This is a genomic window from Bacillus sp. GbtcB14 (genome assembly GCF_019091205.1).
In the GTDB taxonomy this organism is placed as follows: Bacteria; Bacillota; Bacilli; order Bacillales; family Bacillaceae_G; genus Bacillus_A; species Bacillus_A cereus_AG.
In genome coordinates, this window is record NZ_JAGXJT010000009.1 from 62,061 (window position 1) to 86,481 (window position 24,421).

A 24,421-nucleotide genomic window follows, 5' to 3' on the forward strand; every position below is an offset into this window, starting at 1 on the left:
TCAACATGTTATTCAAACTTTCAATGTCAGGACTAAAAAGTAAACGAAAAGACTATATGGTCTTATTAGTTGGGCTTATTATGTCTATTTCAATTTTTTATATGTTTCAAACGTTAGCGTTAAATAAAACATTTATTGAAGGGAATTCTATGGATGGGATTTTTTCCGTCTTCCAAACGGGCTCATTTTTATTAGGGTTTATTACATTGTTTTATATTTTATACGCCAATTCATTTTTATTATCACTTCGGCAAAAAGAATTTGGTATGTATATGGTATTAGGGGCAAAAAAGCATAAAATTACATTGCTCATGTTTATTGAAACAATCGTATTAGGAATAGTATCTCTTATAGTAGGTGTGATAGTCGGTATAATCTTGGCGCAAGGTGTTGGCCATTTGCTAATGAAGGAACTAGAATTTACTGGTGGTGGTTATCATGCATTTTATGTACCATCAATCATTGTTACTTTCATCTTTTTCATCGCATTATTTATGTTGTCCGCAATTATGAATGGTATGAAACTAGCGCGTAATTCGTTATTACAACTCGTTCACTCCAATGGTCACAAAGAGCGTACGCCGACTAAAGGAAAACTAACGAATATAGTAGCACTTTTATCAATTATTTTATTAGCAGTTGGTTATGCTTCGATGATTTATATGAAAGAGTTAAAGGAATCAGGATTTATCATTGCTACAATTACAGTAACATTAGGAACTTACATGCTATTTGCATCATTCCTTCCCATTATTATTAACAAACTAAAAGCGAATAAAAATCGTAGTGAAAAAGGAATCAATGCGTTTACGTTTGCACAGTTAAGTTTTTCTATTAATAGTTTAACGAAAGTATTAGCGACAGTTGCGATGTTAGTGGCTCTCGGTGCGGGTGCAATCTCCAGTGGTATGGCGTTAAAAAATAATGTCACAAATATGGTGGAGAGTGCAGCATACTATGATGTCGAAATTAAAAATCCCACAGCAGAAGAAAAGAAAATATTAGATAGTATTACATTTAAAGAAAAGAATGAATATCGATACAAAGTAGATGAGCAGTTTATTTATCAATTGAAAGAAGATTTAGAAAGAAACCGTCCGCTAACACCTACTGGAAAAGCCGAGAATAGTAGCCGATTCGTTCCTGTTTCGGGGGAGCTAATTGTCGGAGCCGTTTTAAGCCATAGGCAAGAAAGAAATGTGGATAATACCAATGTAATTCCAGAAGAGTGGGGAAATGTTTTAAGGTCTCTTCAAAAGACATATATGAATGCTAGTCAAAAGATAAAAATTGTAGATCAAAAGATGTATGACGGGATACAAGGTAAAGAAGAAATTATAATACTGGGGAAAGCGGACAATTTTATAACGTATAAAGAAGAATGGAAAAAAATTGATGAATTAGAGCTAGCTAAATATAAAGATATGAAGGACGTACATCTTTTGAGTAAATATATGCTATACGAAGGATATTACAGTACTTACAGTGGAACAGTATTTATGGGGTTTTTCTTAGGTATAGCTTTCTTAGCGATGCTGGCAAGTTGTTTAATGTTTAAAATTCTTTCTGGTGCTTCCAAAGATATTATTCGCTATCAAATGCTTCGTAAAATTGGTGTGCGTTATGAGCTATTAACGAAATCAATTTATAAAGAGTTACTTTTAGTTTTCTTGTTCCCAGCAATCGTAGGTATAATGCACGTATTAGTCGGAATGAACATGTTCTCGTTCTTAATAGATAATCCGTATTTCCGTATTTGGCTGCCGATTATTATTTTCTTATTCATTTACGTGGTTTATTATTTCATTACAGTTCAACTGTATAAAAAAATTGTTCTTCCGAAAGAAATGTAGCACGTAGTGAGTAAGGGGGACGATGAATAGAAACAAATTTTTGGGAATATCATATGGAATTTATAGCGATGAAGAAGTTATAAATTCAAAGAAGCAGCTATTCTACGTAATAGCTGCTTCTTTCGTTATTTATAATCAGGAAGCAACTTGTACTGTAGATAAGGAGAAACAAAATCCTCTATTTTTTCAGTATATAAAAGATAAAGAGGGAAAGGTATTATAACTTCTGTAGTAATCGTTCGCCGCTTTTCATGTCACCTTTACACAATGGGCATTGCGGTTTATCTTCTAAAGAAAAATTTTTACGCATCCATCCAAGGCAGTCGTCTGCTTCGCATTCCCACACAGCAATTGCTTCGGGTTCTTCTACAGGTTTATCATTTTTTCTCCAATACATGTGATCGCTCCTTTAAATTGAAAAGTTTTTTAGAACAAATAAAAAAGGTTGTTAACGTTTTTTGTTAACAACCTTTTATTTATTCATCATACTATATTTTTTTGAAAAATGCGAAGTTTAGTAATTATTTAAGTTATATCGAAATAGTTATTATACAAGAGTAGGATTATAAATCATCGTAAAGTGCCCTGGCAACAATTCAATATGACAAGGTGTATGAAGCGAGCTCTCTCCATCTGTATCTACTTCTTTTTCTTCTTCTGTTTCAATATGAATGGATTTCGCCTTTACGTGGAAAATATCATTTTCATTTGAGTCTTCAAATAGTTTCTTTCCGATATAATCTTTAAACGCTTGAATGCCTGTTGATTTGACTACGAAAATATCAAGTGTTCCGTCATCGCACTTTACGTTTGGGATAAAGGACGGGATACCGCCAAGATATTCACCATTTCCAACCATAACAAGGACAGCTTCGTCTTCATATACTTGTCCGTCGTACGTAATTTTTACTGGGAATGTTTCAGCGTTTTTGACAGTTCGAATAGTACTTAAGTAATAACCGATTTTTCCAAGCTTTGCTTTTTCTTCTGCATCAATATTGTTTGATACTTCAGAGACAAGTCCAATGCCCCAGAAGTTTAAGAAATGCTGTCCGTTTGCTTTTGCGACGTCAACTGGTTTTACGTGTTCCTTTGTGATAAGTTTTGCTGCTTCTGCAATGTTTTGCGGAACACCAAGTGTGCGAGAGAAGTCGTTGCAAGTTCCCCCTGGAATGATTGCAAGTGTAGGTCTAGTTTCAAGAGGTGCTAAGCCGTTTGTGCATTCAAATACTGTTCCATCACCACCAAAGACGATAATTAAATCTACTTTACTAGCAAACTCTTGGCAATATTTTGTTGCATCACCTTGCTTTTTCGTATGAAGGATATGTAAGTCAGGAAAAGCTGCCGCAAGAGGTGGTACGATTTTCGTTAAGTTCGTATGTAAATCGCCTTGCCCTGCTTGTGGATTTACGATGAGGAGTACTTTTTCAAATTTTGTCTTTGTCATTTTTTTCTCTCCCTTTGTCTTTTACGAATCGTGATAGAAAATAAACTTCCACCAGTAATTGATGAAAGTTTATTCTATTATATTATTCCGTTACAACTGAAGCGATAAATGGTAAGTTACGATATTTTTCTGCGCAGTCGATACCGTAGCCAACGATAAATTCGTCTGGAATTTGGAAGCCAACGTATTCAGCTTTTAAGTCCACTTTACGACGCTCTGGTTTATCAAGTAACGTACAGAATTTGAGTGCCTTCGGTTTATGCATAAAGAAGTGATCTTTTAGGAAGTGAAGTGTTAAACCAGAATCGATAATGTCTTCTACAACAATTACGTTTTTTCCAGTAATGTTTACATCGATATCTTTTAATAGTTTTACTTTCCCAGTTGTTTCTGTTTGATTGCCGTAGCTAGATGCAGAAATAAAGTCGATTGTTACATCGTTTTTAATGTGACGAATTAAATCAGCAGCGAATACGAAAGATCCTTTTAATACAGCGATTACTACGATTTCTTCTCCTTCAAAGTCACGTTCGATTTGAAGTGCTAGTTCTTTTACTTTTTCTTGTAATTGTTCTTCAGAAATTAAAGTGTCTTTTATTTCAATATTCATTGGAGTCCTCCTACAGTGTAAAACTTGTGAACATTTCGACTGTAAAGGATAGGAAGGAAAAAGTCAAAGAAGATATAAGTTTTTTTACAGAAATCCCCACAAAATCATCTGATGATATGATATACTAATCATATTAAGAAAACGCTTCCATAAAGGGTGATGATAATGAAGAAGAAACAGTACACAAGTGCAACATTTATAAAAGCATTACTTTTAACAATTGTTCTTGGTAGTTTGGCTTACATAATTGATGTACCAGCGATTCGGATTTCACTAATTGGAATGACTTTAGTATTAGGCGCAATTTCCCATGGTATGATGTCGCAGCTGCAAGAAGCAGGAGTGAATCATATGAAAGATCATATAGATGAGAAATAAGAAACCTTCACGTATATTGAGTGAAGGTTTTTTCGTTTCTTACAAAAATGTAAGGTAGCTGTAAGGCAAATCGATAGTTGCATAAAAGTATTTTGGATACACTATGGGTGTAAGGTAAAAGGCAAGCATATTTTAGGTAAATTAAGTTTTAGGCACTCTATATGTGAAAAAGGAGTAGGAGGGCATGGAGAAACGTTGGACAACCTTTTCTTTTTTAGCAACTAGCAACACCGTAATGCTAGCTGGCGAAATGGATTTTTTGCACTTGTTTGATCGAGAAGACGATCATTCTTCTTCTAAATTTACAATGAAATGGAAGAAATGGAGCGAAAGTTGTAGGTTTGAAGAAGAGACCCCTAACGAAGAGCAAAAGATTATTTTGACAAACCCTATTAAAGCGTGGGTTGTTCAACGTCGTAAGTGTAACGTCAAAAATCACTTAAAGAAAACTGAGCCGAGACAATTAGTTATCGCTCCGGCCCGTTCTACTTCTAAATCACGCGAAAGTAACATGTAAATATTGAGACACACACCCGAAAAAACATCGTATATATTGCGATGTTTTTTTATTTTTTTACAATGAAATCTTTAAATGAAATATATTTCATCTGCATCTTATATTTATATCTCTTGTTTATTCTAGTGATACATCCGATGCGAAGTGATGTAAAACGTATAAAAGGAGAGATATAAAATGAAAAAGAAACTATTACCAATCTGTGCAATGGCACTTTTAACAGTAGGATATTCTTCAGTAGCAAGCGCGGATACTGGAACAGTAACAAAGGAAGAATCAGCGCAACTGCAACAAGATAAAGCGAAAAAAGAAGCAGCGATTAAGGAACAGCAAAAAAGTGAAGAAGAGAAAAAGCAAGCGGCGCAAGTACAAGAAAAAAGTGATATGGCTAAAAAAGAAGCAGCGATAAAAGAGCAACAAAAGAATGAAGTAAGGAAAAAAGAAGAAGCACAAGTACAACCAAAAAATGATGCGGCAAAAAAAGAAGTAGCGAAGCCAGTTGTACAAGGGGAAAAATTACCAAATACAGCATCAAATAATGTAGCAATGATGGGATTAAGCGCATGTCTTGTAGCAATAGGTACATTATTTGGTTTGAATCGTCGTAATAAAATTAAGGCGTAAATAAAATATTGTCCTATAAAGAGTGGGATAATTTCATATATTAAAAATGGTAGGTTATTCCTACCATTTTTGTCATGGAGGGATGAAATGTGAAATTACTTAATTATATCGGAATCATATTGATGGCCGTCGGGCTATTCATGGGATCATATTACGCTATGGAATGGTATAAAGGAAAAAGCTCTGCTCAACAATTAACGAAAGAAGAAATAAAGAGCCTTACCAATATACAACATAATCAACTTTCACATGAGACCCCCGTAACTTCTCAAGTGCCTTCTTCTCAAACAGAGCATAAAGAAGGAGAAAAGATAGCAATGTTAAATATACCGAAAATAAAAAAGAAGTTTTCTATATATTGGGGAGCAAATGATGCAACGCTGAAAAAGGGAGTTGGTATGTTCGTTAGTGATTTAACGACAACGCCATCTGGAGGGGGGCATACTGTACTAAGTGGGCACCGGGATACTGTATTTACAGATTTAGGAGAGTTAAATGAAAAAGATACTCTTGTTTTAGAGTATGATAATAAAACTTACACATATGAAATTCAAAAGATATGGATTACCCATGCGGATGATCGGACTGTTATTATAAAAAAAGAAGAACCAATATTAACACTGACGACTTGCTATCCATTTGATTATATAGGGGATGCACCGGATAGATATATTATCGAGGCGAAGTTAACTGCTAGTTATTCAAAATGAAGTGATAGTTTTTGAAAGTAGGAGGGGATATATAAGTTATGGCAATAAATATTTTAATTGTGGAAGATGAAGATATATTACGTGAAATATTAAAAGATTATTTTTTAAGTGAGCAATATATAGTGTTTGAAGCGAGAGACGGGAAAGAAGCTTTAGTTGTATTTGAGGAAGAAGAGGTTGATTTAGTTATTTTAGATATTATGTTGCCGGAACTTGATGGGTGGTCCGTTTGCCGAAGAATCCGTAAAACATCTGAGGTTCCTATTATTATGCTGACGGCACGTGTAGATGAAGATGATACGTTACTTGGATTTGAACTTGGAGCGGATGACTATGTGACAAAGCCATACAGTCCTCCAATTTTATTAGCAAGAGCGAAAAGATTGTTAGAAAGTAGAAAAGTGACAAAGCAACTTTTAGAGAATGAAGATGATACATTATCAATCCACGGTATTCACGTTCATTTTCCGTCGCGTACTGTTACGGTAGATAGAACAGACATTAATTTAACACATACAGAATTTGAAATATTAGCGTATTTTATGAAAAATCAAGGGATTGTTTTAACACGAGAGCAACTCATCTCAAGAATTTGGGGATATGAATTTGCTGGTGACGATCGAACGGTTAATAGTCATATTCGTAATTTAAGAAATAAATTAGGAGAGAAAGCAAAGTACATTACAACTGTAGTACGAACAGGTTATAAATTTGAGGGAAATGTATGAGAAAAGGGATTGTACTAAAACTATTTACCCTCACAACAGCATTATGTATGTTAATTTTAGCGACGATATTTATTGGACAAACGATATTTTTTAAACAATATTATGCGAATCGAAAAGTGGAAGATATTAAAGTGAATTTAAATTCCTTCGAAAAGAATTATTTGAACTATGCGGGAAGTGCAGAAGGAATTCAGAAGCTGGAGCAAGACTTTTTAAGAGAAAATAATACGTGGATTACGACATTGGATCAGAATGGGAATTTAAAGCATGCAGATGATTTTTATTTTGAGGTAACGATAAATCGTTGGCAACAAAAGAGCTTTGGACAACAACTATTCAAAATCCCCCTATACAATCTCGTCAATATAGAGGAGATTGATAATAAACCATCAGAGCAGTTTTTAGGACAAGAAATTTATTTTTCTGGAGTGAGAAAAGAAGATAGTTTTATTCCGTTCTCATTTTCTTTAGCTAAGCAGAATTTAAGCGGATCTAATAAACCGTTAGAAAAAGCATTTAAGGAGAAAATGAAATTAGATGAGGAGAAAAAGAGAGCGGCTGGGGAGCAAGTTGGTAAGGAAAAGAGGCCGGCCGTCCAGGGAGAATCTGCTCAAGAATTAGATGCTTACATAAGTGGGCGTGTTACGAAAGTTCAGTTTCCTGATGTAACAGGTCCTATAAATCCAATTTATAAAAATAGCATCTTCTTAGATAACATAAAAGAATTTCAAACTAATTTATTATTAAAAGAGAGCAAGCACATACAATATGCAATACAAACAATGGACTATGAAAAAAATGATATTAAATATAAATTATTAATCAAGCCAACAAAAGAAAAAGATGGATCAGTAACTTATATATATGCGATGGCTTCTTTACAGCCTGTAGATGAAGCTGTACAAATGGTGCAAGATTACTACATTTACATCATTGCATTTGTAGTCGTTCTTATTTTTTTAGCTTCGTTTTATTATTCAAAACAAATTGCAAAACCGTTATTAAAAATAAACGATACAACGAAGAAAATAGCGCATTTAGATTTTACAGAACAAATACCGATTACTTCAAAAGATGAAATTGGTGATTTATCGAAAAATATTAATGTATTATCCAATAAACTCCATTCGCATATTGGGCAGCTAGAACAAGATATTGAGAAGGAAAGAAAATTAGAAAATACGCGGAAAGAATTCATTTCTGGTGTTTCACATGAATTAAAAACACCGTTAAGTATTATGAAAAGCTGCATTTCTATTTTAAAAGACGGGGTAGCTGAGCATAAAAAAGATTATTATTTTCAAGCGATGGAACGAGAAGTAGATAAAATGGATACGTTAATTTTAGATATGCTTGAGTTAGCTAAATTTGAGTCAGGCACATATAAAATGAAAATGGATGCATTTTATATTGATACAGTAATTGAAGATATATGTGAACACCTTTCTTTGGAAATAGAGAAAAAAGAACTTCGTGTTCATAAAAATATAGGTTCATTTGAAGTGGTCGCAAATCAAGGCCGGATTGAACAAGTCATTGTGAACTTCATTACGAATGCGATACGTTATACACCAAATAAAGAGGATATTATTATTTCTACAATAGATGAAAAAGATCGTATAAAAGTATGTATTGAAAATAAAGGTACTCACATTGAAGAAGAGCAATTAGATAAAATTTGGGATCGTTTTTATCGCGTGGATGCAGCTCGTCATCGTTCACAAGGTGGAACAGGACTTGGACTTGCGATTTCTAAAAATATTTTAGAACTGCACGATGCTGAATATGGGGTAAAGAATACGGAAGATGGTGTGTTATTTTACTTCTATTTACCGAAAAAAGCGTAGATGATATGTGCTGCGCTTTTTTTAAGTTATTTTCATATTATCTTTACCTAATCTTTATTTTTAAGCGATATAATTTGTTTAGAAAATGAGGTTATGTAAGGAGTAGATTAGCCGTGAATAGCAATTTACTAGGTATGATGGTATTTATTTTTCTTTGTGCATTTATTGTATTTATTATTGATATTACTCATTGAGAATTTTGATATAAAAAAAGGGCGCTAGTTAAGCACCCTTTTTTTGTGAATTCATTTGATATGCATTCACGCTTTTGAATAAACGTGGTGAAGTGATAAATAAAAATATAAGTAAAACGGTACATAGAATATAGGAACCAATCATTGTGCTACCGTTAAATATTAAAGAATATAGAACTGCTGATTGACCTTTCGGTGCATATTGTCCCCAGAAAATAATACCGGCGATAAAGTGACAGAAATAGCGAGCAAAGCTACCAATAAATGTAGCAACAATAATGTAACCAATAACTTTTTTTCCTTTGTTTTGCTTTGATGAAGGTTTGTCTTTACGGCTACTTAAACTGGATTGTTCTTCGCTATTTTCATTGGGTGCTAAAAGTGCTTTTTGAATTGGGCGATAGAATAAACCGGCAAATCCAATGAATGCGAAAGCAACGAAGTATTCAATGAGTACTTGAATTGGTGTGACGATAATGGCATCGCCTACGACAATTTGTAGTAATCCCCAAATTAAGCCTCCTAAGAAAGCCATTTTGAAGCCCCAGCGGTATGCGATAATAAAAATAGGAATCATAGCAAATGAAATGGAACCGCCTGTTGAAAGTTTGATTGATAATAATGGAAAAATGTCGATGACCAGGGCGAAGGCTGCAAGAATAGCAGATTCGATCATCGCTTGTAAATTGGTGTTACGCATGTTGTTTCCCCCTAAATCCAAGTTGTACAAAAAAGAACATTATCATAGGAGGATACGAAATACGTAAATAAAAAAGAGGTATGTATTTCGGACGTTTGCACAATCCCTGCGTTAGCATTAACTAACAGGTTCGAAGGGTCGGAACGAAGTGTTCCCTCTCAGCGGCATGGCTCCCCCTGTGATAACGAGATTCTTTATTTGCTATTGTTTATTGTAAGCGAAATGGATGAGAATGGCAAACGAATCTGTTATGACAATTATTGAAATATAATTGTATTGAAATGTTAATAAATATGAAGCAAAAAGATATAGTCCAAGTGAAATAGAGTGTGATATAATTTTTCTGAAAATAATTATCATTCTCTTCTGAGGGGGAAGGTTATGAGTTTAGTAGATATTAAAATAGGTGAGAAAGTGTTAGTGAAAAGTATTCAGTCTTTAGATCATTTACTAAAGAGAAGATTGGCTGCTTTTGGTCTTTCTGAAGGAAGCGAACTTCGTATGAAGCAGAAAGCGATGTTCAAAGGTCCTTGTACATTGGAGTGTCGTGGACAGTTAATTAGTATTCGTCATTGTGACGCGAAAATGATAAAGGTGGAATTAGCGTGAATAAGGTTGCTTTGCTAGGGAATCCAAATACAGGGAAGACATCATTATTTAATGCACTTACTGGTTCTTATGAGTATGTAGGAAACTGGAGCGGTGTAACAGTAGAAAAGAAGGTTGGTAAATTAAAAGATAAGCAAGGAACATTAATTGATTTACCAGGCGTTTATGATTTAAATCCAGTTTCACGTGATGAAGGTGTCGTTACGAATTTTCTACTAACAGACGAATTTCATCATATGTTAAATATAGTGGATTCTTCGCAATTCGAGCGGAATATGCATTTAACATTACAATTGCTTGAATTTGGTAAACCAGTTTCAGTTGGTTTAAATATGGTTGATGTGGCGAAGCAAAGAGGAATTGTAATTGATGTAAAACGGTTATCAGAATTATTAGGTGTAACAGTTGTTCCTGTCGTTGCAAGAAGCGGAAAAGGCTGTGAAGAACTGCTTGCGACTCTTAAAGAAAATGACAAAAAAGAGAAAAAACCATTCATTATTTCATATGGTGTACAAATGGATGAAGGAATTGGAGAGGTTATAGCTCTTTTAGAGACAGCGAATTATAGGCATCCAAGATGGTTAGCCCTTCAATTTTTAAGCAATAACGAAGTAGTAGAAAAAGAAATGAAAGCACTACCAATTTATAAGGAACTCATAGCCATTCGATCTCGCTTAGAAGGAAAACTTGATTGTACGTTAGAGGAGCACATTTACAAAACTCGTGAAGCGTATATTGAAAAGTTAAAAACAAATGTTATGAAGCATGAGAAAGAAGGAAAAATTCCTTTTTCGGAAAAAATTGATAGACTAATTACGCATAAAATTTTAGGACTTCCAATCTTTTTAGCAGTTATGTTTTTTATTTTTCAGGTTACGTTTACGTGGATTGGTACACCTTTATCGGATATGCTAGATGGCTTTTTTGGTGGACAGCTTACGGATTGGGTAACGGCTGGACTTACAAGTGTTGGTGCTTCTGATTTTATTCAAGCACTCGTTACAGAAGGGATTATTGCTGGTGTTGGTGCTGTATTAGTATTCGTGCCACAAATCTTTGCACTATTCTTTTTCATTTCATTACTAGAAGACTCAGGATATATGGCGCGAATTGCAGTTGTTATGGATCGAATTATGGAGTTCTTCGGTTTAAACGGAAAAGCATTCATTCCGATGATTATCGGTTTTGGATGTAATGTTCCAGGTATTATGGCAGCGAGAACGATTGAACAAGAAAAAGAACGTTTACTTACAGTTCTTGTAACACCGTTTATGTCTTGTTCGGCACGTTTACCGGTATATGCACTGTTTGCGGGAGTATTCTTCCCTAATAGTCAGGCAACTGTTGTATTTTCTTTATATGTTGCAGGTATTGTTCTTGCGTTACTTGTTACAAAAATTATGTCTCTTACAATTTTAAAAGCAGAAAAATCTATTTTCGTTATTGAACTACCTCCTTACCGCGTGCCACAAGTGAAAACGTTATGGCTAAGCACGTGGGAGAAAGGGAAAGGGTTTGTTCGTAAAGCAGGTACATTTATCTTCGGTGGTTCTGTTGTCATTTGGCTATTAAATTATGCAGGTCCATCAGGATTTGGTGTTGATATGGGAGACAGCTTCTTAGCGATGATTGGTGGATTTATCGCACCACTATTTGCACCGCTCGGCTTTGGAACGTGGCAAGCTGGGGCATCCCTGTTAACAGGATTTTTAGCGAAAGAAGTTGTCGTTTCTACAATGGCAATTATTTATGCGGTGAAAGAAGATGTGCTAGGAAATGTAATGGGAGCACATTATACGGCGCTATCAGCGTACGCATTTATGTTCTTTGTTTTATTATATGTTCCGTGTTTAGCGACAGTAGCCGTTATTAAACGTGAAACAGGTTCAGCGAAGTGGACGATTTTCTCTGTCGTGTATCCACTTGTTGTTGCTTATGTATTAACGCTCATTATATACCAAGTTGGATCCCTACTCGGATTCTAGAAGGAGATGTATTGTGATGATGGTCAATATTATAATTGGAGCTATCATTTTTGGTTATGCAGCATACACGTTAGTTAATTTTGTAAAGAGAAGTAAAAAGGGAAAATGCGCAGCATGTTCTTTAAATAAGTCATGTCAATCGCAAACTTGTAGTCCTGATATGGAGCAAGTTGCTCATAAATAGAAAAAAGCTTTGCGAATTTCGCAAAGCTTTTTTTGTTTTACTTTTTAATTTTTACAAGTTGAGAAGCTTCTACGCCGTTGTAACCAGGGAATTCTTTACTAGGATCTTTATCAAATTTTAATACCCCAACAGATTTCTCTTCACCTTTTACATTTCCGTAAGTTGCATCATCAACAATCGCGAACATGTCGGCATATGCACGGCCACTTCCGATAATTGTGTTGCCTTCGTATTTTAATTTAGCCCCATCAAGTGTAGCATTTTCTACTTTTTCTTTTGCAAATAATATACCTTGTTCTGTTGTCACAGTTGGTAATTTATCAAGTGGTTTTGTGTCGTCTTTTTTAGAAACTTTGCTCAGTAACTCTTTCTTCACCAGTTCTTCACCAGTTTTCTTATCCATGACAAGAATTTTTTTACCATCTAATGTTGTCATTTTCATTTTATAGAAGTCTTTTTCTTTCACTTCTTTTTTGTTTTTATCTGTAATTTGCTGAACTTGCTCTTCTGAGCCATACAGTACAAAGCCGTTCGCTTTCTCTCCTAATAAAGAACAACCTGATAACGCTCCAAGTGAAATTGCTGCTGCTAATCCGATTCCTACTAATTTTTTCATGATGATTTCTCCTTCTATATGTTTTATAGTAAATACATTTTTTGTATTAGTTTTGAAATGATGAGAAGCTTGTTTGTTGCTTCTGGTATTAGTGTATAAGAAATATGGAAACGTAACTATCGAGTTAACTTACAGTAACATTACAATAATGTAATTTAGTGAAAGTGCATAAAAATAAGTCAATTCTAAAGAGAATGAATGAGAATATATTAGGAATACAATGTTTTATATGGAATGTCATATTATATTGGCTGTATTTTGGAAATAACATGTAAGGATATCTTAGTTTTGTTATAATAAACACATAGGTTGTAAAAATGAATATTCTTTACTGTAAAGGAAGATTTTTCAGTTTTCCAAGTAGTGAATTTGAAATATGAGGTATATCATAGGAGGAATTTGAATGTCTGTATTTAAACGATTAAGAGATTTAACAATGTCGAATGTGTATTCATTAATTGAGAAAGCGGAAGATCCAGTTAAGATGACGGATCAATATTTACGCGATATGCAAGCAGATGTACAAGAAGCTGAGAAAAGTGTAGCAGCTCAAATCGCGCTTGAGAAGAAATTCAAAATATTATTTGAAGAGCAAGAAGCACTTGTGAAAAAACGTGAAGAGCAAGCTCATATGGCTGTTCAAGCAAGCAATCTTGACCTTGCGCGTCGTGCTCTTGAAGAAAAACAAAATGCAGAGCAAAAGATGAATGAGTATAAAGCAAGCTATGAGCAAAACAAAGCTGCTGCTGATAATCTTCGTCTGAAGTTAGAAGAAATGCGTAAGCAATTAACAGAGCTGAAAAATAAACGTGAAACACTTGTAGCACGTGTAAATGCGGCGAAAGCACAAAAGAATATTAATCAGGCGATGTCTGGATTTGATTCAAACTCAGCAAAAGCTGGTTTAAGCCGTATGGAAGAGAAAGCTCTTCAATTAGAGGCTGAAGCAGAAGCAAGCGGCGAAGTGTATAAAAAAGAAAAGTCATTAGATGATGAATTCGCAAGCTTAAACAAAAATTCTGTTGTTGACGATGAATTAGCTCGTATTATGAAGCAGTATGAGAAATAATATAGAATAGACAAAGAAACCGACATGTCTGAAGAGAATTCATGTCGGTTTTCTATTATTTTTTAGAGGAGGTTTTGCAATGACATGGACAAATGTGTTAGCCATGCTTGTATGGACTGGAGCGAGTGCAGTACTTTTATTTGCAATTATGTGGATTGATTCAATTTTTACTAAATACAATGATTTAAAAGAAATAAAGAATGGGAATACAGCTGTAACAACTCGTTTCGTCATGAAATTATTCGCGCAAGGGTACATTTTATCTCAGTCGATTACGAAAGCAAATGATTTATGGCAAGCGCTACTTGCATCAGCAGTTTCTTTCGTTATTTTGTTAGTAGTAGAAATGTTTATCGAATTCGTGTTAAAGAAAATGGCTGGTTTAGATTTAGAAGAAGGTACGAAAGAAGGCAGTGTTGCACACGCGATGTTGGCCGGATCATTACATATCGTTGGTGCACTTATTTTAGGTGCTTGTTTATAAAGAGAGAAGGAGGGGTAAATCATGAGTTTATTTAAACGAATTAAAAATATAATGAAGAGCCCAGAGCCGCCGAAACCAGAGAAAAGTTTGTTAACGTTAGCTCCTGGCGATATGATTGAGGTTTCATTAGTCATGTACGAATTAACTGGGAAAACGAGTATGCATTCTCGTAAAGAAATTGTTTTAACGCTACAGGATGGGAAAGATATTCGTTATTTAAAAATTGAAGACCGTGAAAATACGTATTACAAATTATATACACCGATTGATGGTCGTTTAGATTCAATTGATGAAATTCCGACGACAATTGAAATGGATGATGCAGAGTACCATATGGAAGAGCAATATAACGGACGTGTTGTTGTCATGGGGAAAACACCATTCGCTGCTTCAGAAGAACAGCACGTATGGGAATTCCAATCTGATAACCGAAAATTATTACGTATTGAATGGCAGAATGGTCGCACAATGATGTATGAGGGAGAAACAATTATTCCTGCTGATGTACAAATTATAAGAGCAACATAAGGGGGGCGTAATCATGTCAAACCGATTGTTTACCATGATTAAATCGTTCGTAATCCCTATACTTGCTATCGTTACATTACTTGTTATTGCTGGTTATGCTTTATCAGGCTGTCAAAGTGGTCAAGCGAAGTCAATTCAAGACCGTTATCCGCTTGAGTCTGTCGCAAAAGAAGGTAAACAAGAATCTTACGTGTATAGGGCCGCCAATCGGTCAGTTCCTGAAGTCGCAAAGGAGCTTATAGCCGAAAGGAAACCGAAGCAAGCATCTAAAGAAGACGAAAATCAAATGTTCCTCGTTTATTCTGATAAAATGTATAATCTTCAAAAGGATAAAGAGAAACCATCTGATACGTTAATTGAAATAAGTAATGAAGAATTCGTCCGTCAAAATTACCAACCATCCTTCCTGCAAGGATATATTATGGGGAGTATATTAAACGATATATTCGGTTCACGGAAATCATCATCCGGTGATTATCGCGGATATAATGATAGACAAAATCATAAACCGGTTATCCCGGAAAGACCACCTACGAAAGAAGAAAAGAAAACCCCGCCTCCAATTACGAAGGAAGGGAAAGGATCTATCATTAAGCGAGGAGATAATGTAGATCCGAAATCATCAGTAGGTGATAAGGGAAGTATTACGGAAAAAGGAAGTAATACGACGCCTCCACCTTCTACCGGAAGCAAAGGGAAAATTACGAAAACACCAGGTGGCTCGAGCGGCTCAGATGTGAAGCCGAAATCATCTATTAAAACGCCGCCAAAGAATACATCTCCCCCAAAAACGAGGGTTGGTGGTTCAGGAAAGATTACGAAAAGAAGGTAGTGATAGAGACCGAAAAGTAGAATTTGCTTTTCGGTCTTTTTTTTATTATGGAAATTAATTCCTTGTAGCTGGTACAATTGAGTTATAAGGAGGAGATTATTATGACTATATATAAAAGGTTTAGTTTAATTATGTTCCTCGTCTTATTTCTCAGTTTATTTATTAGCGCAACGATGAAATTTCATTTTGTAGTAGGTATTCTATGGATACTATGTACATGTACTCTCTTTCTATATATTCCGCTTCGTTTTCAACATGAAGTGCCCGCCTTTCAAAAATACGTAGAGTGGATTAAAAGAGGAGGAAGATGGGGGAAGTGAAATTATATCGGCGATTACTGAAATATATCGATTTACCGACAGAAACTGACAACGACCGCAACGTAATAATAAAAAGAGGGTGTGCCAAATTGTTGGCGCACCCTCTTTTTTTATAATGATTAATGAATATCACGTTTCTTAAAGTTACCGCCTTTTACTTCTGCTACATCATAAACTGTAATAAAGGCATTTGGATCGATTTCATTAATAAGTTCTTTCATTTTACTTTCTTCTAAACGATTAATTACACAAGAAATTTCTTTAAATTTCTCTCTTGAATAACCACCGTATACTTCGTTATATGTTGCACTTCGGCCTAAACGATCGCGAATTGTTTCTACCATTAATTCAGGCTCTTTTGTAATGATTTTAAATGCTTTCGAACCACTTAAACCAACTTCAACGATATGAATCACTTTCGAAGCAATAAAGTAAGCAATTGCCGAAAGGATAGCTCCTTGAAGGCCGAATACTGTTGATACGAAAATAAATACGAACATGTTTAAGAATAAAATAAGGTCACTCGTTCCAAATGGTAACTTACGAGAAAGCAATACAGCTAGCATATCGATTCCATCTAATGCCCCACCGTTACGTAATGCTAGTCCCATACCAAACCCGATAATAATACCACCAACAACTGTAACTAATAATGTATCGCCTTCAATAATAGCTGGTATTCCGTGCATGACAACGGTACCTATTGCTAATGAAGCAATCCCGATAATGGAATAAATCGCAAAGCTTTTACCGATTTGCTTATATCCTAACCAAACGAAAGGAATGTTAATAACTGCGATTAGAGCTCCTAATGGCAATCCAAATAATCTTGAACTAACGATACTTAAACCAGTCACACCACCGTCTGATACGTTATTTGGAATTAATACTGCTTCTAATCCGTACGCTGTGATAAATGCCCCAATAATAATCATCAAAGCTTTTGAAGCAATTTTTAGCTTATTGGGCTTGTTTTTGATAATTTTCTCCATGTAATTTCCTCGTTTCAAACTAGTTTCTTATTTGTTACGTAATTCACACCTAACTTCCATTTTAACATTTAATCTGAAAAAATTCTCCTTTAATGGATGTATGCAGGGAATATTATCACCATATTATCTTTAAAATATTTTTGAAATGAGTATAAGAAATCCCATCCTTATGGAAGGATGGGAGAATGTTAAGAAAGAATAAAACTAAGGACTGTTAGGAATACAGCAAAGCCTAAAATAGTTCCACATATTTTCATATGGCGCTTACGTCCCATAACGACAATTGCGACATATTCACGAATCATTGCGTTAGGCCAGTAATAAAATGCTGTTTTTGATCCAATTCCTTGGCTATTAAGACCAGCTTGTCTTGCATATATACCAGCGCGGAAAAGATGGAAGTTGTTCGTTGTAAAGATGCTTCTATACTTACCTTCTGGTTTTAAAGAATTCATAATTTCTTTAGAGAACGACATATTTTGATATGTGTTTACAGAGCGATTTTCTTGCACTGTGTGTTCAAGAGGAATTCCTTTTTCAACCGCATAACTTTGCATCGCTTCTGCTTCAGGAAGGCCCTCATCTGGACCTTGTCCACCAGAGAAAATAATTGTCGGCGGTGTAGTAACAGCTGCTTGTTTCCAATAAAAGTCGATTGCTTTATTAATACGACTTGCAAGTAAAGGCGGTACTTTATCATTAATTAAGCCGCTACCAAGAACGATGATGAAATCTTGGTTACGCCTTGGTCTGTTGAATTGATATAAAAAATAAGCACTTAAGAAGTTAGATAAATGTATAAAGAAATACATAGTTATAAGAGAAATGGCAGCAAAAATAAATTGAAAATGTGTAGAGAATAAACTTGCTGGATTTATGATAAGGATTAGCATACAGAATAAAATTCCTAAAGCAGCAAGTAAAGTTAAAGAGTTTGTAAAGCGTCTTCCTTCACGCCTCATCAAGATTCTCGCATTAAGAAATAGTCCAAACATTAAAGCGACTATAGCAAAAGGTATCATTAAAATTAGTGCTATCATAGGAATAATAACGATAAAATGTAAGGCGTTATTACCAGATGCAAATGAGACGATTGCACAAAATAATAGAAATGAACAGAAAAAGGCATTAAATAAAAAGCCATTTATTATTTTTCGTGGATCTTTTAAGTAAGAGATAAGAAAAATAATAAACAATATAAGAGGAATGATTCCGAAATACATAAATGTTGTACACCTCAATTTTTATAATGTTTTATTGCATCCTTAATATTACATGATTTTGAAGATGTTGATAAAAAAATAACGATTTTGAATTTTCTCAACAACTGATATAGTTAAATATGGTAAAATATATTCAAAGCGATATATTAAAAGTAAAATGGTTGAAGAGGCACTCTATGGAGTGTCTTTTCTTTTTTGTATGTAATTATGCATATTATATTTATTTTCAAGTGGAGAGGATTAAAATATAAGTGGCAGGCAGACTATATAAAGCAGAATTTCTTACAAACATTTCCCTCTACTTTTTGTATCTAACAATCGTATAACAATAAATAATTCTGTTTTATAGCGTCTGTTTATGAGAGGTACCTTCTTTGAAGGCGCCTTTTTGTTGTTTCATGTAGATACTTTTCACTGTTGATATAGTGGAAAGTATCTATACTAAACATTAGCAATCTTCCGTATAAATATTATCAATTTACTATATATTCCAGTGGTGTTAACCTACATATGAAAGGCTTTCTTTTTCAAAATATTACCCCTAATAAATTTTTGAAGAAGTCAACTGTCTCCAAAATTGCCATTCATGCTTAGCAAAAAAGAATCCTGCTGGATTCTTTTTTGTGTTCGACATGATATGACAAATTATATTCTTATAATTTGTTATTATGTTAAATGGTTATTATGAATAGAAAAGGGGACCTTAGAATGAATTTAAAGAAAATATTTTTAACAGGTGCGATTGTCGTAACAACTGCATTTACATCTATTGGAACGGCACAAGCAAGTATTATCTTCAAAGATGTTCCAACAGGGCATTGGTCTTATAAAGCAATTTTAGATTTAACAAGTAAGAATATTGTTAGTGGGTACGGAAACGGAATTTTTGGGTTTGGTGATGATGTGACTCGTGAGCAAGTTGCTAGACTTATGTATCTTCAGCTAAAGCCGGAATCGAAAGAGAATTACAATAATCCGTATAATGATATTAATGATCATTCAACAAATTTTAAAAAGGAAATTTTAGCATTAACAGAAATGGGGATTTTTGCAGGGGATGAAAAAGGAAACTTTAGACCAAAAGCTTCTTTGACTCGTGAAGAAATGGCTCAAGTATTAACAAATGCATATAAATTAGTGGCAAAATCAGAGCATACATTTGTAGATGTAGATAGAAAATCATGGTCGAATAAAGCGATTAGCGCTGTACAATCTAATAAAATTGCTGCTGGAACAGGCAATAATATGTTTTCACCTAAGATGAATGTAACTCGTGAACAATATGTACAGTTCTTATATAATGCGACATTACCATATGAGGAAAGACCAGGCGCAAATCAAGAGCCAAAGCGCTTTGCTAATTGTAAAGAAGCAAACGATGCTGGATTTTATGATATTACAAGAGATAGTCCGTACTACGGAAAGCATTTAGATCGTGATGGCGATGGGATTGCTTGTGAGAGAGAGAAGAGCGGTAAATAAGAAAAAGCACTCAATCTGAGTGCTTTTTCTTATTGAAACATGCTATTTTTTTAGGCGCTTTTCATAAAATGAAAGTAAGGAGATGAAAGTAGGTGACAAAATGCCGTCAGTTGTGGAAGGGGTTATTATTGAAAACTGTAATGGAACGATTAATTTAGGGGATAAATATAACGTGCAGCCGATTGAAAAAACGAAAGCTTATAATGGATCGGGATCATCGAATACAGGATTTAATGTGAGGACGTTTAGTGGTATTAGTACAGCGGATGTAAGGGATAACGATGTGTATGATCAAGTAATCCAATCTACGTTATAATTTTATATGCAAAGTTGCATAAAGTAACGTGTTTGTCTTGTGATACAATTTAACTGTGAGCTGTTAATGATTCTTCTGTATTATAGTTGTTAGATTGGAAATATAACATCTTATCGAAAATCATACGTACAAAAAAGACACTTCAAACGAAGTGTCTTTTTGTATTTTAGTGATATCCTTTAGCAGAGTCTTTATGAATTTTATTTTTAAAGATACTGTAGCTCCAAAGTTGATATCCAATAACAATTGGTACCATAACCATTGCAACGAAGAACATAATTTTTAAGTTTAATTGACTACCAGCTGCGTTGTATAACGTTGTACTATATGCGTCGTTAATACGAGATGGTAACATTCTTGGGAACATACCTGCAAAGCCAGTTGTCATAAACATTGCGATTGTTAAGCAAACGAATGTAAATGCAAGGCCGATTTTGTGTTTATACACCATAATAAGTGCGAGTACACTCATTAACATTGCGAGTACTGGAAGGATGAATAGTACCGGATATTCCGTAAAGTTTTGGAATAAGTTTGTACGATTTGCAGTTGCTACGTAGAAGATAGCTAAAATGATAGCAGCTGCCATTGAAAATGGTCTTGCGATTTTATAAGCTCGATCAGATACTTCACCAGTCGTTTTAATCATAACCCAAAGGGCACCAGATACGACGAATATAGCAGTGAAGAACAGACCTCCCAAAATACCGTAATGGTTTAGTAAGCTAAGTAAATTTCCTTCATAGCCATTTTTTCCGATTTGTAGTCCGTAATAAAGGTTAGCGAACGTAACCCCGAATAAGAAGGCGATTAGGAAACTACCAATTGTAAATGCCCATTTACAAGTTTTTTGCCAAATTGGTGAATCGTCTTTATGCATAAATTCAAGTCCAGCAGCACGAGCAAACAGTGCAAGTAATACTAAAAATAGTGGTGTGTATAGGTAACTAAACATATTTGCATATGTGATTGGGAAGGCAGCAAATGTTGCGCCACCAGCTGTAATTAACCATACTTCATTACCACCCCAGAACGGGCCAATTGCTTCTTGTAATTGATTTCGTTCTTGTCGGTCTTTCGCAACGAAAGGAAAAATCATTCCGTTACCAAGTGCATACCCATCAAGAATGAAGTAAACTGTCCAAATTACGCCCCATAAACCAAACCAGATGATTGCAAGCGTATCATGAGACATGAGCTGCATCCCCCTTAGTAGCAGGCTCTTCTAATGCTGCTGGTCCCTTTTTCGCGAACTTCAGCATTAAGTATACGTCTGCGATTAAAAGTAAAGTGTAGAACAAGATTAAACTAATTAATGAGAACCAAATTTGTGGAACAGATATAGGTGATACAGATTCTGCTGTACGCATTAATTTATAAACTGTCCATGGTTGACGACCTACTTCGGCAACGATCCAACCAGCGTTAATTGCGATATATGGTAGTAAAACAGACCACATTGTAATTTTTAAATAACGTTTTGAGTTTTCTAGTTTTCCTTTTCGGTTTAAATAGAAGCCATACCAAGTTAAAGCCATAAAGAACATACCAAGTGCAACCATTAAGCGGAAGCTATAGTACACGAGGTTAACGTTTGGACGATCTTCTTTCGGAATATCTTTTAAACCAACAATTTCTCCATCAAATGAATTTGTGTAGAAGAAACTTCCTAGTTTCGGAATTGTAAGGAATTCAAAGTTCTTTTCGTTTTTCACATCAGGAATTTGAACAATTGAGAAGCCTTGTCCTTTTCCAGTTTCCCAAACTGCTTCCATCGCAGCACCTTTAGCTGGTTGATATTTAGCTGCTGATACGCCAGATTGATGTCCCATAAACGGCGTAACAGTTGCGGCGAATAAGCCTAACATTAAACCAAACTTAAATGATTTTTTGAAGAATTCCACTTCATTTTTGCGTAATAAATGATAGGCACTAATTGCCATAACGAAGAAAGCACCAACGATATAACAACCAATTACAGTATGGAAGAACATGTTCCAAGCGTATGGATTTGTAACAAGTGCCCAGAAATCATTTAATTCAGCGCGGCCGTTACGTACGACGTAGCCAACTGGGTTTTGCATAAAACCGTTTGCTGTAATAATCCAAAGGGCGGAAATATTTGTTCCAAGTGCAACCATCCACATACAGAAGGCACGGAATTTTGGTGAAATTTTGTCTTTACCGAATAACCATATTCCCATGAAAGTAGATTCTAAGAAGAATGCAACGAGTGCTTCGATTGCGAGAGGTGATCCGAAAATATCTCCCATATATTTGGAGTACTCAGACCAGTTTGTTCCAAATTGGAATTCCATCGTAATCCCGGTTATAATCCCCATTACGAAGTTAATTGTAAATAATTTACCCCAGAAATCTGCCATTTTGCGGTATGTTGGATTCAATGTGCGGGCGTATTGAGTTTCCATACATGCTACCAAAATAACAAGTCCGATTGTCAAAGGTACAAATAAAAAGTGATAAAAAATAGTAATTGCAAATTGAAAACGACTCAGTAACAGAACGTCGGACATAATAAATACTCACTCCTTTTTTACATTATCTACAATTAGTTTATAGTGAAAATAGGAGTGGAGTATGTGATACATGTTACAAAGCTGTGTGTATATTTTGAAAGAATTATGTCGGTTATCTGAAAATATATTGCTTTTATAATAATACAATATACTTTTTGTGTTTTTCATATTTTGGTACACTATATAAGTAATGTAAATGAGAGAAAAGAGGGTCCTTTACTATGAAGTCATTAGAAGAGATTTTACAATACAATGAAAAATTCGTTGAAGAAAAAAAATACGAAGAGTACGAAACGGGAAAATTCCCAAATAAAAAAATGGTAATAATCTCTTGTATGGATACTCGCCTTGTTGAATTATTACCGAAAGCGATGAATATGCGCAACGGTGATGTGAAAATTATTAAAGTAGCAGGCGCTGTTATTTCACATCCGTTTGGAAGTATTATGCGTAGTATTTTAGTTGCTGTATACGAGCTTGGTGCTGATGAAGTTTGTGTAGTTGGTCACCACGATTGTGGTATGGCAAAAATTCAAGCGAGCAGTACGATTGAGAAGATGAAAGAGCGCGGTATCACAGAAGAGAAATTAGATACACTTCGTTATTCTGGAATCGATTTAGAAAGATTCTTACAAGGGTTCTCTAGTGTAGAAGAAAGTGTAGAACATAGCGTATCAATACTTCGCAACCATCCGTTACTTCCTGAAGAAGTACCTGTTCACGGTCTTGTTATAGATCCTGACACAGGAAAATTAGATTTAGTTGTGAATGGTTACGACAATTAAGAATTTACTTTGTCATCCTTTTTATCTGGGACAGGATCAAATCCTCCCGGGTGGAAAGGGTGACATTTTAATATACGCTTACAAGTTAGCCAAAATCCTTTCAAGGCACCATGCTTTTGAAATGCTTCTAATCCATAATGAGAGCAAGTTGGGTAAAAGCGGCACGTTGGTGGTGTCATTGGTGAAATGAATTTTTGATAAAAGCGTATAATCCCAATAAAAATCTGTTTCATAATGGTCTCCTTTTCAGCATAGTCTTAAAGTATTATAGCACGACTGTACATAATACTTTACTAATGTCGATTTCCGTTATATCATATTGGATATAACGGAATTAAATTAAAAGCGGGAGAGATGTTGTATGCCATCAGTAGAAAGCTTTGAATTAGATCATACGATTGTAAAGGCGCCTTATGTAAGACATTGCGGAGTTCACAACGTAGGTAGTGACGGTATTGTAAATAAATTTGATATTCGTTTTTGCCAACCAAATAAACAAGCAATGAAACCAGATGTTATTCATACGTTAGAACATTTATTAGCATTTAATTTACGTAAATATATTGATCGTTATCCGCATTTTGATATTATCGATATTTCACCAATGGGCTGCCAAACAGGATATTATCTTGTAGTAAGCGGAACACCAACAGTTCGAGAAATCATTGATTTATTAGAACTAACATTAAAAGATGCAGTTCAAATTACAGAAATTCCAGCTGCAAATGAAACACAATGTGGCCAAGCGAAGCTTCACGACTTAGAAGGAGCACAACGCTTAATGAACTTCTGGTTAAGCCAAGATAAAGATGAACTTGAGAAAGTGTTTGGATAAAAAGAAAAACTGC

30 protein-coding genes and 1 riboswitch are annotated in these 24,421 nt (G+C 34.8%); of the genes, 20 read left to right on the forward strand and 10 right to left on the reverse strand.

Going from position 1 to position 24,421, the window contains the following annotated elements; all coding sequences use genetic code 11:
- The first annotated feature begins 5 nt into the window (after positions 1 to 5).
- Both KVT31_RS22725 and KVT31_RS22730 read left to right on the forward strand, forming a co-directional pair.
- Positions 6 to 1,853 carry an FtsX-like permease family protein gene (locus KVT31_RS22725; RefSeq protein WP_088098140.1) on the forward strand — a complete coding sequence of 616 codons (1,848 nt, stop codon included), beginning with the start codon at positions 6 to 8 and terminating at the stop codon, positions 1,851 to 1,853.
- Positions 1,854 to 1,875: 22 nt separating this feature from the next.
- Entirely contained in the window at positions 1,876 to 2,076 is a 201-nt protein-coding gene (locus KVT31_RS22730; RefSeq protein ID WP_088098139.1) for a hypothetical protein, read from the forward strand.
- Here the strand turns inward: KVT31_RS22730 and KVT31_RS22735 are convergent.
- The 3 genes from KVT31_RS22735 to hpt all read right to left on the reverse strand — a co-directional run bounded on the left by KVT31_RS22735 (position 2,071) and on the right by hpt (position 3,913).
- The gene (locus KVT31_RS22735; RefSeq protein ID WP_002015777.1) at positions 2,071 to 2,250 is read right to left on the reverse strand and encodes a cold-inducible protein YdjO-related protein; all 180 of its coding nucleotides are present in this window, start codon (positions 2,248 to 2,250) and stop codon (positions 2,071 to 2,073) included. The genes KVT31_RS22730 and KVT31_RS22735 overlap by 6 nt on opposite strands.
- 150 nt (positions 2,251 to 2,400) lie before the next feature.
- Positions 2,401 to 3,303, reverse strand: a complete 903-nt coding sequence (locus tag KVT31_RS22740; protein WP_088098138.1) for a diacylglycerol/lipid kinase family protein — start codon at positions 3,301 to 3,303, stop codon at positions 2,401 to 2,403.
- Positions 3,304 to 3,385: 82 nt separating this feature from the next.
- Positions 3,386 to 3,913, reverse strand: a complete 528-nt coding sequence (hpt, locus tag KVT31_RS22745) for a hypoxanthine phosphoribosyltransferase (RefSeq protein WP_001019304.1) — start codon at positions 3,911 to 3,913, stop codon at positions 3,386 to 3,388.
- Between the two features lie 162 nt (positions 3,914 to 4,075).
- Here hpt and KVT31_RS22750 point away from each other — a divergent pair, with 162 nt between their 5' ends.
- The 6 genes from KVT31_RS22750 (at position 4,076) to KVT31_RS22775 (ending at position 8,717) form a co-directional block, all read left to right on the forward strand.
- Positions 4,076 to 4,291, forward strand: a complete 216-nt coding sequence (locus KVT31_RS22750; protein WP_098341979.1) for a hypothetical protein — start codon at positions 4,076 to 4,078, stop codon at positions 4,289 to 4,291.
- A 184-nt stretch (positions 4,292 to 4,475) separates the two neighbouring features.
- Complete coding sequence (locus tag KVT31_RS22755) at positions 4,476 to 4,808, forward strand: hypothetical protein (protein ID WP_088098136.1); 333 nt, start codon at positions 4,476 to 4,478, stop codon at positions 4,806 to 4,808.
- Between the two features lie 177 nt (positions 4,809 to 4,985).
- Positions 4,986 to 5,432, forward strand: a complete 447-nt coding sequence (locus tag KVT31_RS22760; RefSeq protein WP_088098135.1) for an LPXTG cell wall anchor domain-containing protein — start codon at positions 4,986 to 4,988, stop codon at positions 5,430 to 5,432.
- Positions 5,433 to 5,521: 89 nt separating this feature from the next.
- Positions 5,522 to 6,142, forward strand: a complete 621-nt coding sequence (locus tag KVT31_RS22765) for a class D sortase (protein WP_088098134.1) — start codon at positions 5,522 to 5,524, stop codon at positions 6,140 to 6,142.
- Positions 6,143 to 6,180: 38 nt separating this feature from the next.
- Positions 6,181 to 6,870, forward strand: a complete 690-nt coding sequence (locus tag KVT31_RS22770) for a response regulator transcription factor (RefSeq protein ID WP_088098133.1) — start codon at positions 6,181 to 6,183, stop codon at positions 6,868 to 6,870.
- The gene (locus KVT31_RS22775) at positions 6,867 to 8,717 is read left to right on the forward strand and encodes a sensor histidine kinase (protein WP_088098132.1); all 1,851 of its coding nucleotides are present in this window, start codon (positions 6,867 to 6,869) and stop codon (positions 8,715 to 8,717) included. Before KVT31_RS22770 ends, KVT31_RS22775 begins: the two co-directional genes overlap by 4 nt.
- Before the next feature lie 222 nt (positions 8,718 to 8,939).
- Here the strand turns inward: KVT31_RS22775 and KVT31_RS22780 are convergent, their stop codons facing one another.
- On the reverse strand, positions 8,940 to 9,611 hold the full coding sequence (locus tag KVT31_RS22780; protein ID WP_088098131.1) for an energy-coupled thiamine transporter ThiT: 672 nt from the start codon (positions 9,609 to 9,611) through the stop codon (positions 8,940 to 8,942).
- 85 nt (positions 9,612 to 9,696) lie between these two features.
- Positions 9,697 to 9,798: riboswitch (TPP riboswitch) on the reverse strand.
- A 194-nt stretch (positions 9,799 to 9,992) separates the two neighbouring features.
- Between KVT31_RS22780 and KVT31_RS22785 the strand changes: the two genes are divergently transcribed.
- Genes KVT31_RS22785 through KVT31_RS22795 form a run of 3 tightly spaced genes read left to right on the forward strand, consistent with a single transcriptional unit; the run spans position 9,993 to position 12,389 of the window.
- Positions 9,993 to 10,220 carry a FeoA family protein gene (locus KVT31_RS22785; protein ID WP_088098130.1) on the forward strand — a complete coding sequence of 76 codons (228 nt, stop codon included), beginning with the start codon at positions 9,993 to 9,995 and terminating at the stop codon, positions 10,218 to 10,220.
- The gene (feoB, locus tag KVT31_RS22790) at positions 10,217 to 12,205 is read left to right on the forward strand and encodes a ferrous iron transport protein B (protein ID WP_088098129.1); all 1,989 of its coding nucleotides are present in this window, start codon (positions 10,217 to 10,219) and stop codon (positions 12,203 to 12,205) included. The genes KVT31_RS22785 and feoB overlap by 4 nt, the downstream gene beginning before the upstream one ends.
- Positions 12,206 to 12,221: 16 nt before the next feature.
- Positions 12,222 to 12,389: a FeoB-associated Cys-rich membrane protein gene (locus KVT31_RS22795; RefSeq protein WP_000989599.1), complete on the forward strand. Its 168-nt coding sequence runs from the start codon at positions 12,222 to 12,224 to the stop codon at positions 12,387 to 12,389.
- 37 nt (positions 12,390 to 12,426) lie between these two features.
- Here KVT31_RS22795 and KVT31_RS22800 read toward each other — a convergent pair whose 3' ends face one another.
- Positions 12,427 to 13,005: a lipoprotein BA_5634 family protein gene (locus KVT31_RS22800; protein ID WP_088098128.1), complete on the reverse strand. Its 579-nt coding sequence runs from the start codon at positions 13,003 to 13,005 to the stop codon at positions 12,427 to 12,429.
- A 403-nt stretch (positions 13,006 to 13,408) separates the two neighbouring features.
- On the opposite strand from KVT31_RS22800, the gene KVT31_RS22805 reads away from it, so the two are divergent.
- The 5 genes from KVT31_RS22805 (at position 13,409) to KVT31_RS22825 (ending at position 16,238) form a co-directional block, all read left to right on the forward strand.
- On the forward strand, positions 13,409 to 14,074 hold the full coding sequence (locus KVT31_RS22805) for a PspA/IM30 family protein (protein WP_088098127.1): 666 nt from the start codon (positions 13,409 to 13,411) through the stop codon (positions 14,072 to 14,074).
- A gap of 79 nt (positions 14,075 to 14,153) precedes the next feature.
- On the forward strand, positions 14,154 to 14,558 hold the full coding sequence (locus KVT31_RS22810; RefSeq protein ID WP_088098126.1) for a DUF350 domain-containing protein: 405 nt from the start codon (positions 14,154 to 14,156) through the stop codon (positions 14,556 to 14,558).
- A gap of 21 nt (positions 14,559 to 14,579) precedes the next feature.
- Positions 14,580 to 15,086, forward strand: a complete 507-nt coding sequence (locus KVT31_RS22815) for a DUF4178 domain-containing protein (protein ID WP_088098125.1) — start codon at positions 14,580 to 14,582, stop codon at positions 15,084 to 15,086.
- A gap of 13 nt (positions 15,087 to 15,099) precedes the next feature.
- Positions 15,100 to 15,918: a DUF4247 domain-containing protein gene (locus KVT31_RS22820; protein WP_088098124.1), complete on the forward strand. Its 819-nt coding sequence runs from the start codon at positions 15,100 to 15,102 to the stop codon at positions 15,916 to 15,918.
- A 101-nt stretch (positions 15,919 to 16,019) separates the two neighbouring features.
- The gene (locus tag KVT31_RS22825) at positions 16,020 to 16,238 is read left to right on the forward strand and encodes a hypothetical protein (protein ID WP_088098123.1); all 219 of its coding nucleotides are present in this window, start codon (positions 16,020 to 16,022) and stop codon (positions 16,236 to 16,238) included.
- Between the two features lie 119 nt (positions 16,239 to 16,357).
- Here KVT31_RS22825 and KVT31_RS22830 read toward each other — a convergent pair whose 3' ends face one another.
- The gene (locus tag KVT31_RS22830) at positions 16,358 to 17,230 is read right to left on the reverse strand and encodes a YitT family protein (protein ID WP_000411241.1); all 873 of its coding nucleotides are present in this window, start codon (positions 17,228 to 17,230) and stop codon (positions 16,358 to 16,360) included.
- Positions 17,231 to 17,418: 188 nt separating this feature from the next.
- A complete protein-coding gene (locus tag KVT31_RS22835; RefSeq protein ID WP_088098122.1) occupies positions 17,419 to 18,453 on the reverse strand; it encodes a YdcF family protein in 1,035 nt (344 codons plus the stop codon).
- Between the two features lie 708 nt (positions 18,454 to 19,161).
- On the opposite strand from KVT31_RS22835, the gene KVT31_RS22840 reads away from it, so the two are divergent.
- Both KVT31_RS22840 and KVT31_RS22845 read left to right on the forward strand, forming a co-directional pair.
- Positions 19,162 to 19,935 carry an S-layer homology domain-containing protein gene (locus tag KVT31_RS22840; protein ID WP_088098121.1) on the forward strand — a complete coding sequence of 258 codons (774 nt, stop codon included), beginning with the start codon at positions 19,162 to 19,164 and terminating at the stop codon, positions 19,933 to 19,935.
- An 82-nt stretch (positions 19,936 to 20,017) separates the two neighbouring features.
- Positions 20,018 to 20,251: a spore germination protein gene (locus KVT31_RS22845; RefSeq protein ID WP_098341958.1), complete on the forward strand. Its 234-nt coding sequence runs from the start codon at positions 20,018 to 20,020 to the stop codon at positions 20,249 to 20,251.
- Positions 20,252 to 20,417: 166 nt separating this feature from the next.
- On the opposite strand, the gene cydB is transcribed toward KVT31_RS22845, so the two are convergent.
- Positions 20,418 to 21,446 (reverse strand): cytochrome d ubiquinol oxidase subunit II, encoded by a 1,029-nt coding sequence (gene cydB, locus KVT31_RS22850; protein WP_088098120.1) that lies wholly within the window; start codon positions 21,444 to 21,446, stop codon positions 20,418 to 20,420.
- The gene (gene cydA, locus KVT31_RS22855; RefSeq protein WP_088098119.1) at positions 21,436 to 22,785 is read right to left on the reverse strand and encodes a cytochrome ubiquinol oxidase subunit I; all 1,350 of its coding nucleotides are present in this window, start codon (positions 22,783 to 22,785) and stop codon (positions 21,436 to 21,438) included. Before cydA ends, cydB begins: the two co-directional genes overlap by 11 nt.
- Before the next feature lie 224 nt (positions 22,786 to 23,009).
- On the opposite strand from cydA, the gene KVT31_RS22860 reads away from it, so the two are divergent.
- Positions 23,010 to 23,573: a beta-class carbonic anhydrase gene (locus tag KVT31_RS22860; RefSeq protein ID WP_000838167.1), complete on the forward strand. Its 564-nt coding sequence runs from the start codon at positions 23,010 to 23,012 to the stop codon at positions 23,571 to 23,573.
- Here the strand turns inward: KVT31_RS22860 and yidD are convergent.
- Complete coding sequence (yidD, locus tag KVT31_RS22865) at positions 23,570 to 23,806, reverse strand: membrane protein insertion efficiency factor YidD (RefSeq protein WP_000809334.1); 237 nt, start codon at positions 23,804 to 23,806, stop codon at positions 23,570 to 23,572. The two genes, KVT31_RS22860 and yidD, sit on opposite strands and share 4 nt — an antisense overlap.
- Positions 23,807 to 23,934: 128 nt before the next feature.
- Between yidD and luxS the strand changes: the two genes are divergently transcribed.
- Entirely contained in the window at positions 23,935 to 24,408 is a 474-nt protein-coding gene (gene luxS, locus KVT31_RS22870; RefSeq protein WP_001141371.1) for an S-ribosylhomocysteine lyase LuxS, read from the forward strand.
- Positions 24,409 to 24,421 lie beyond the last annotated feature (13 nt).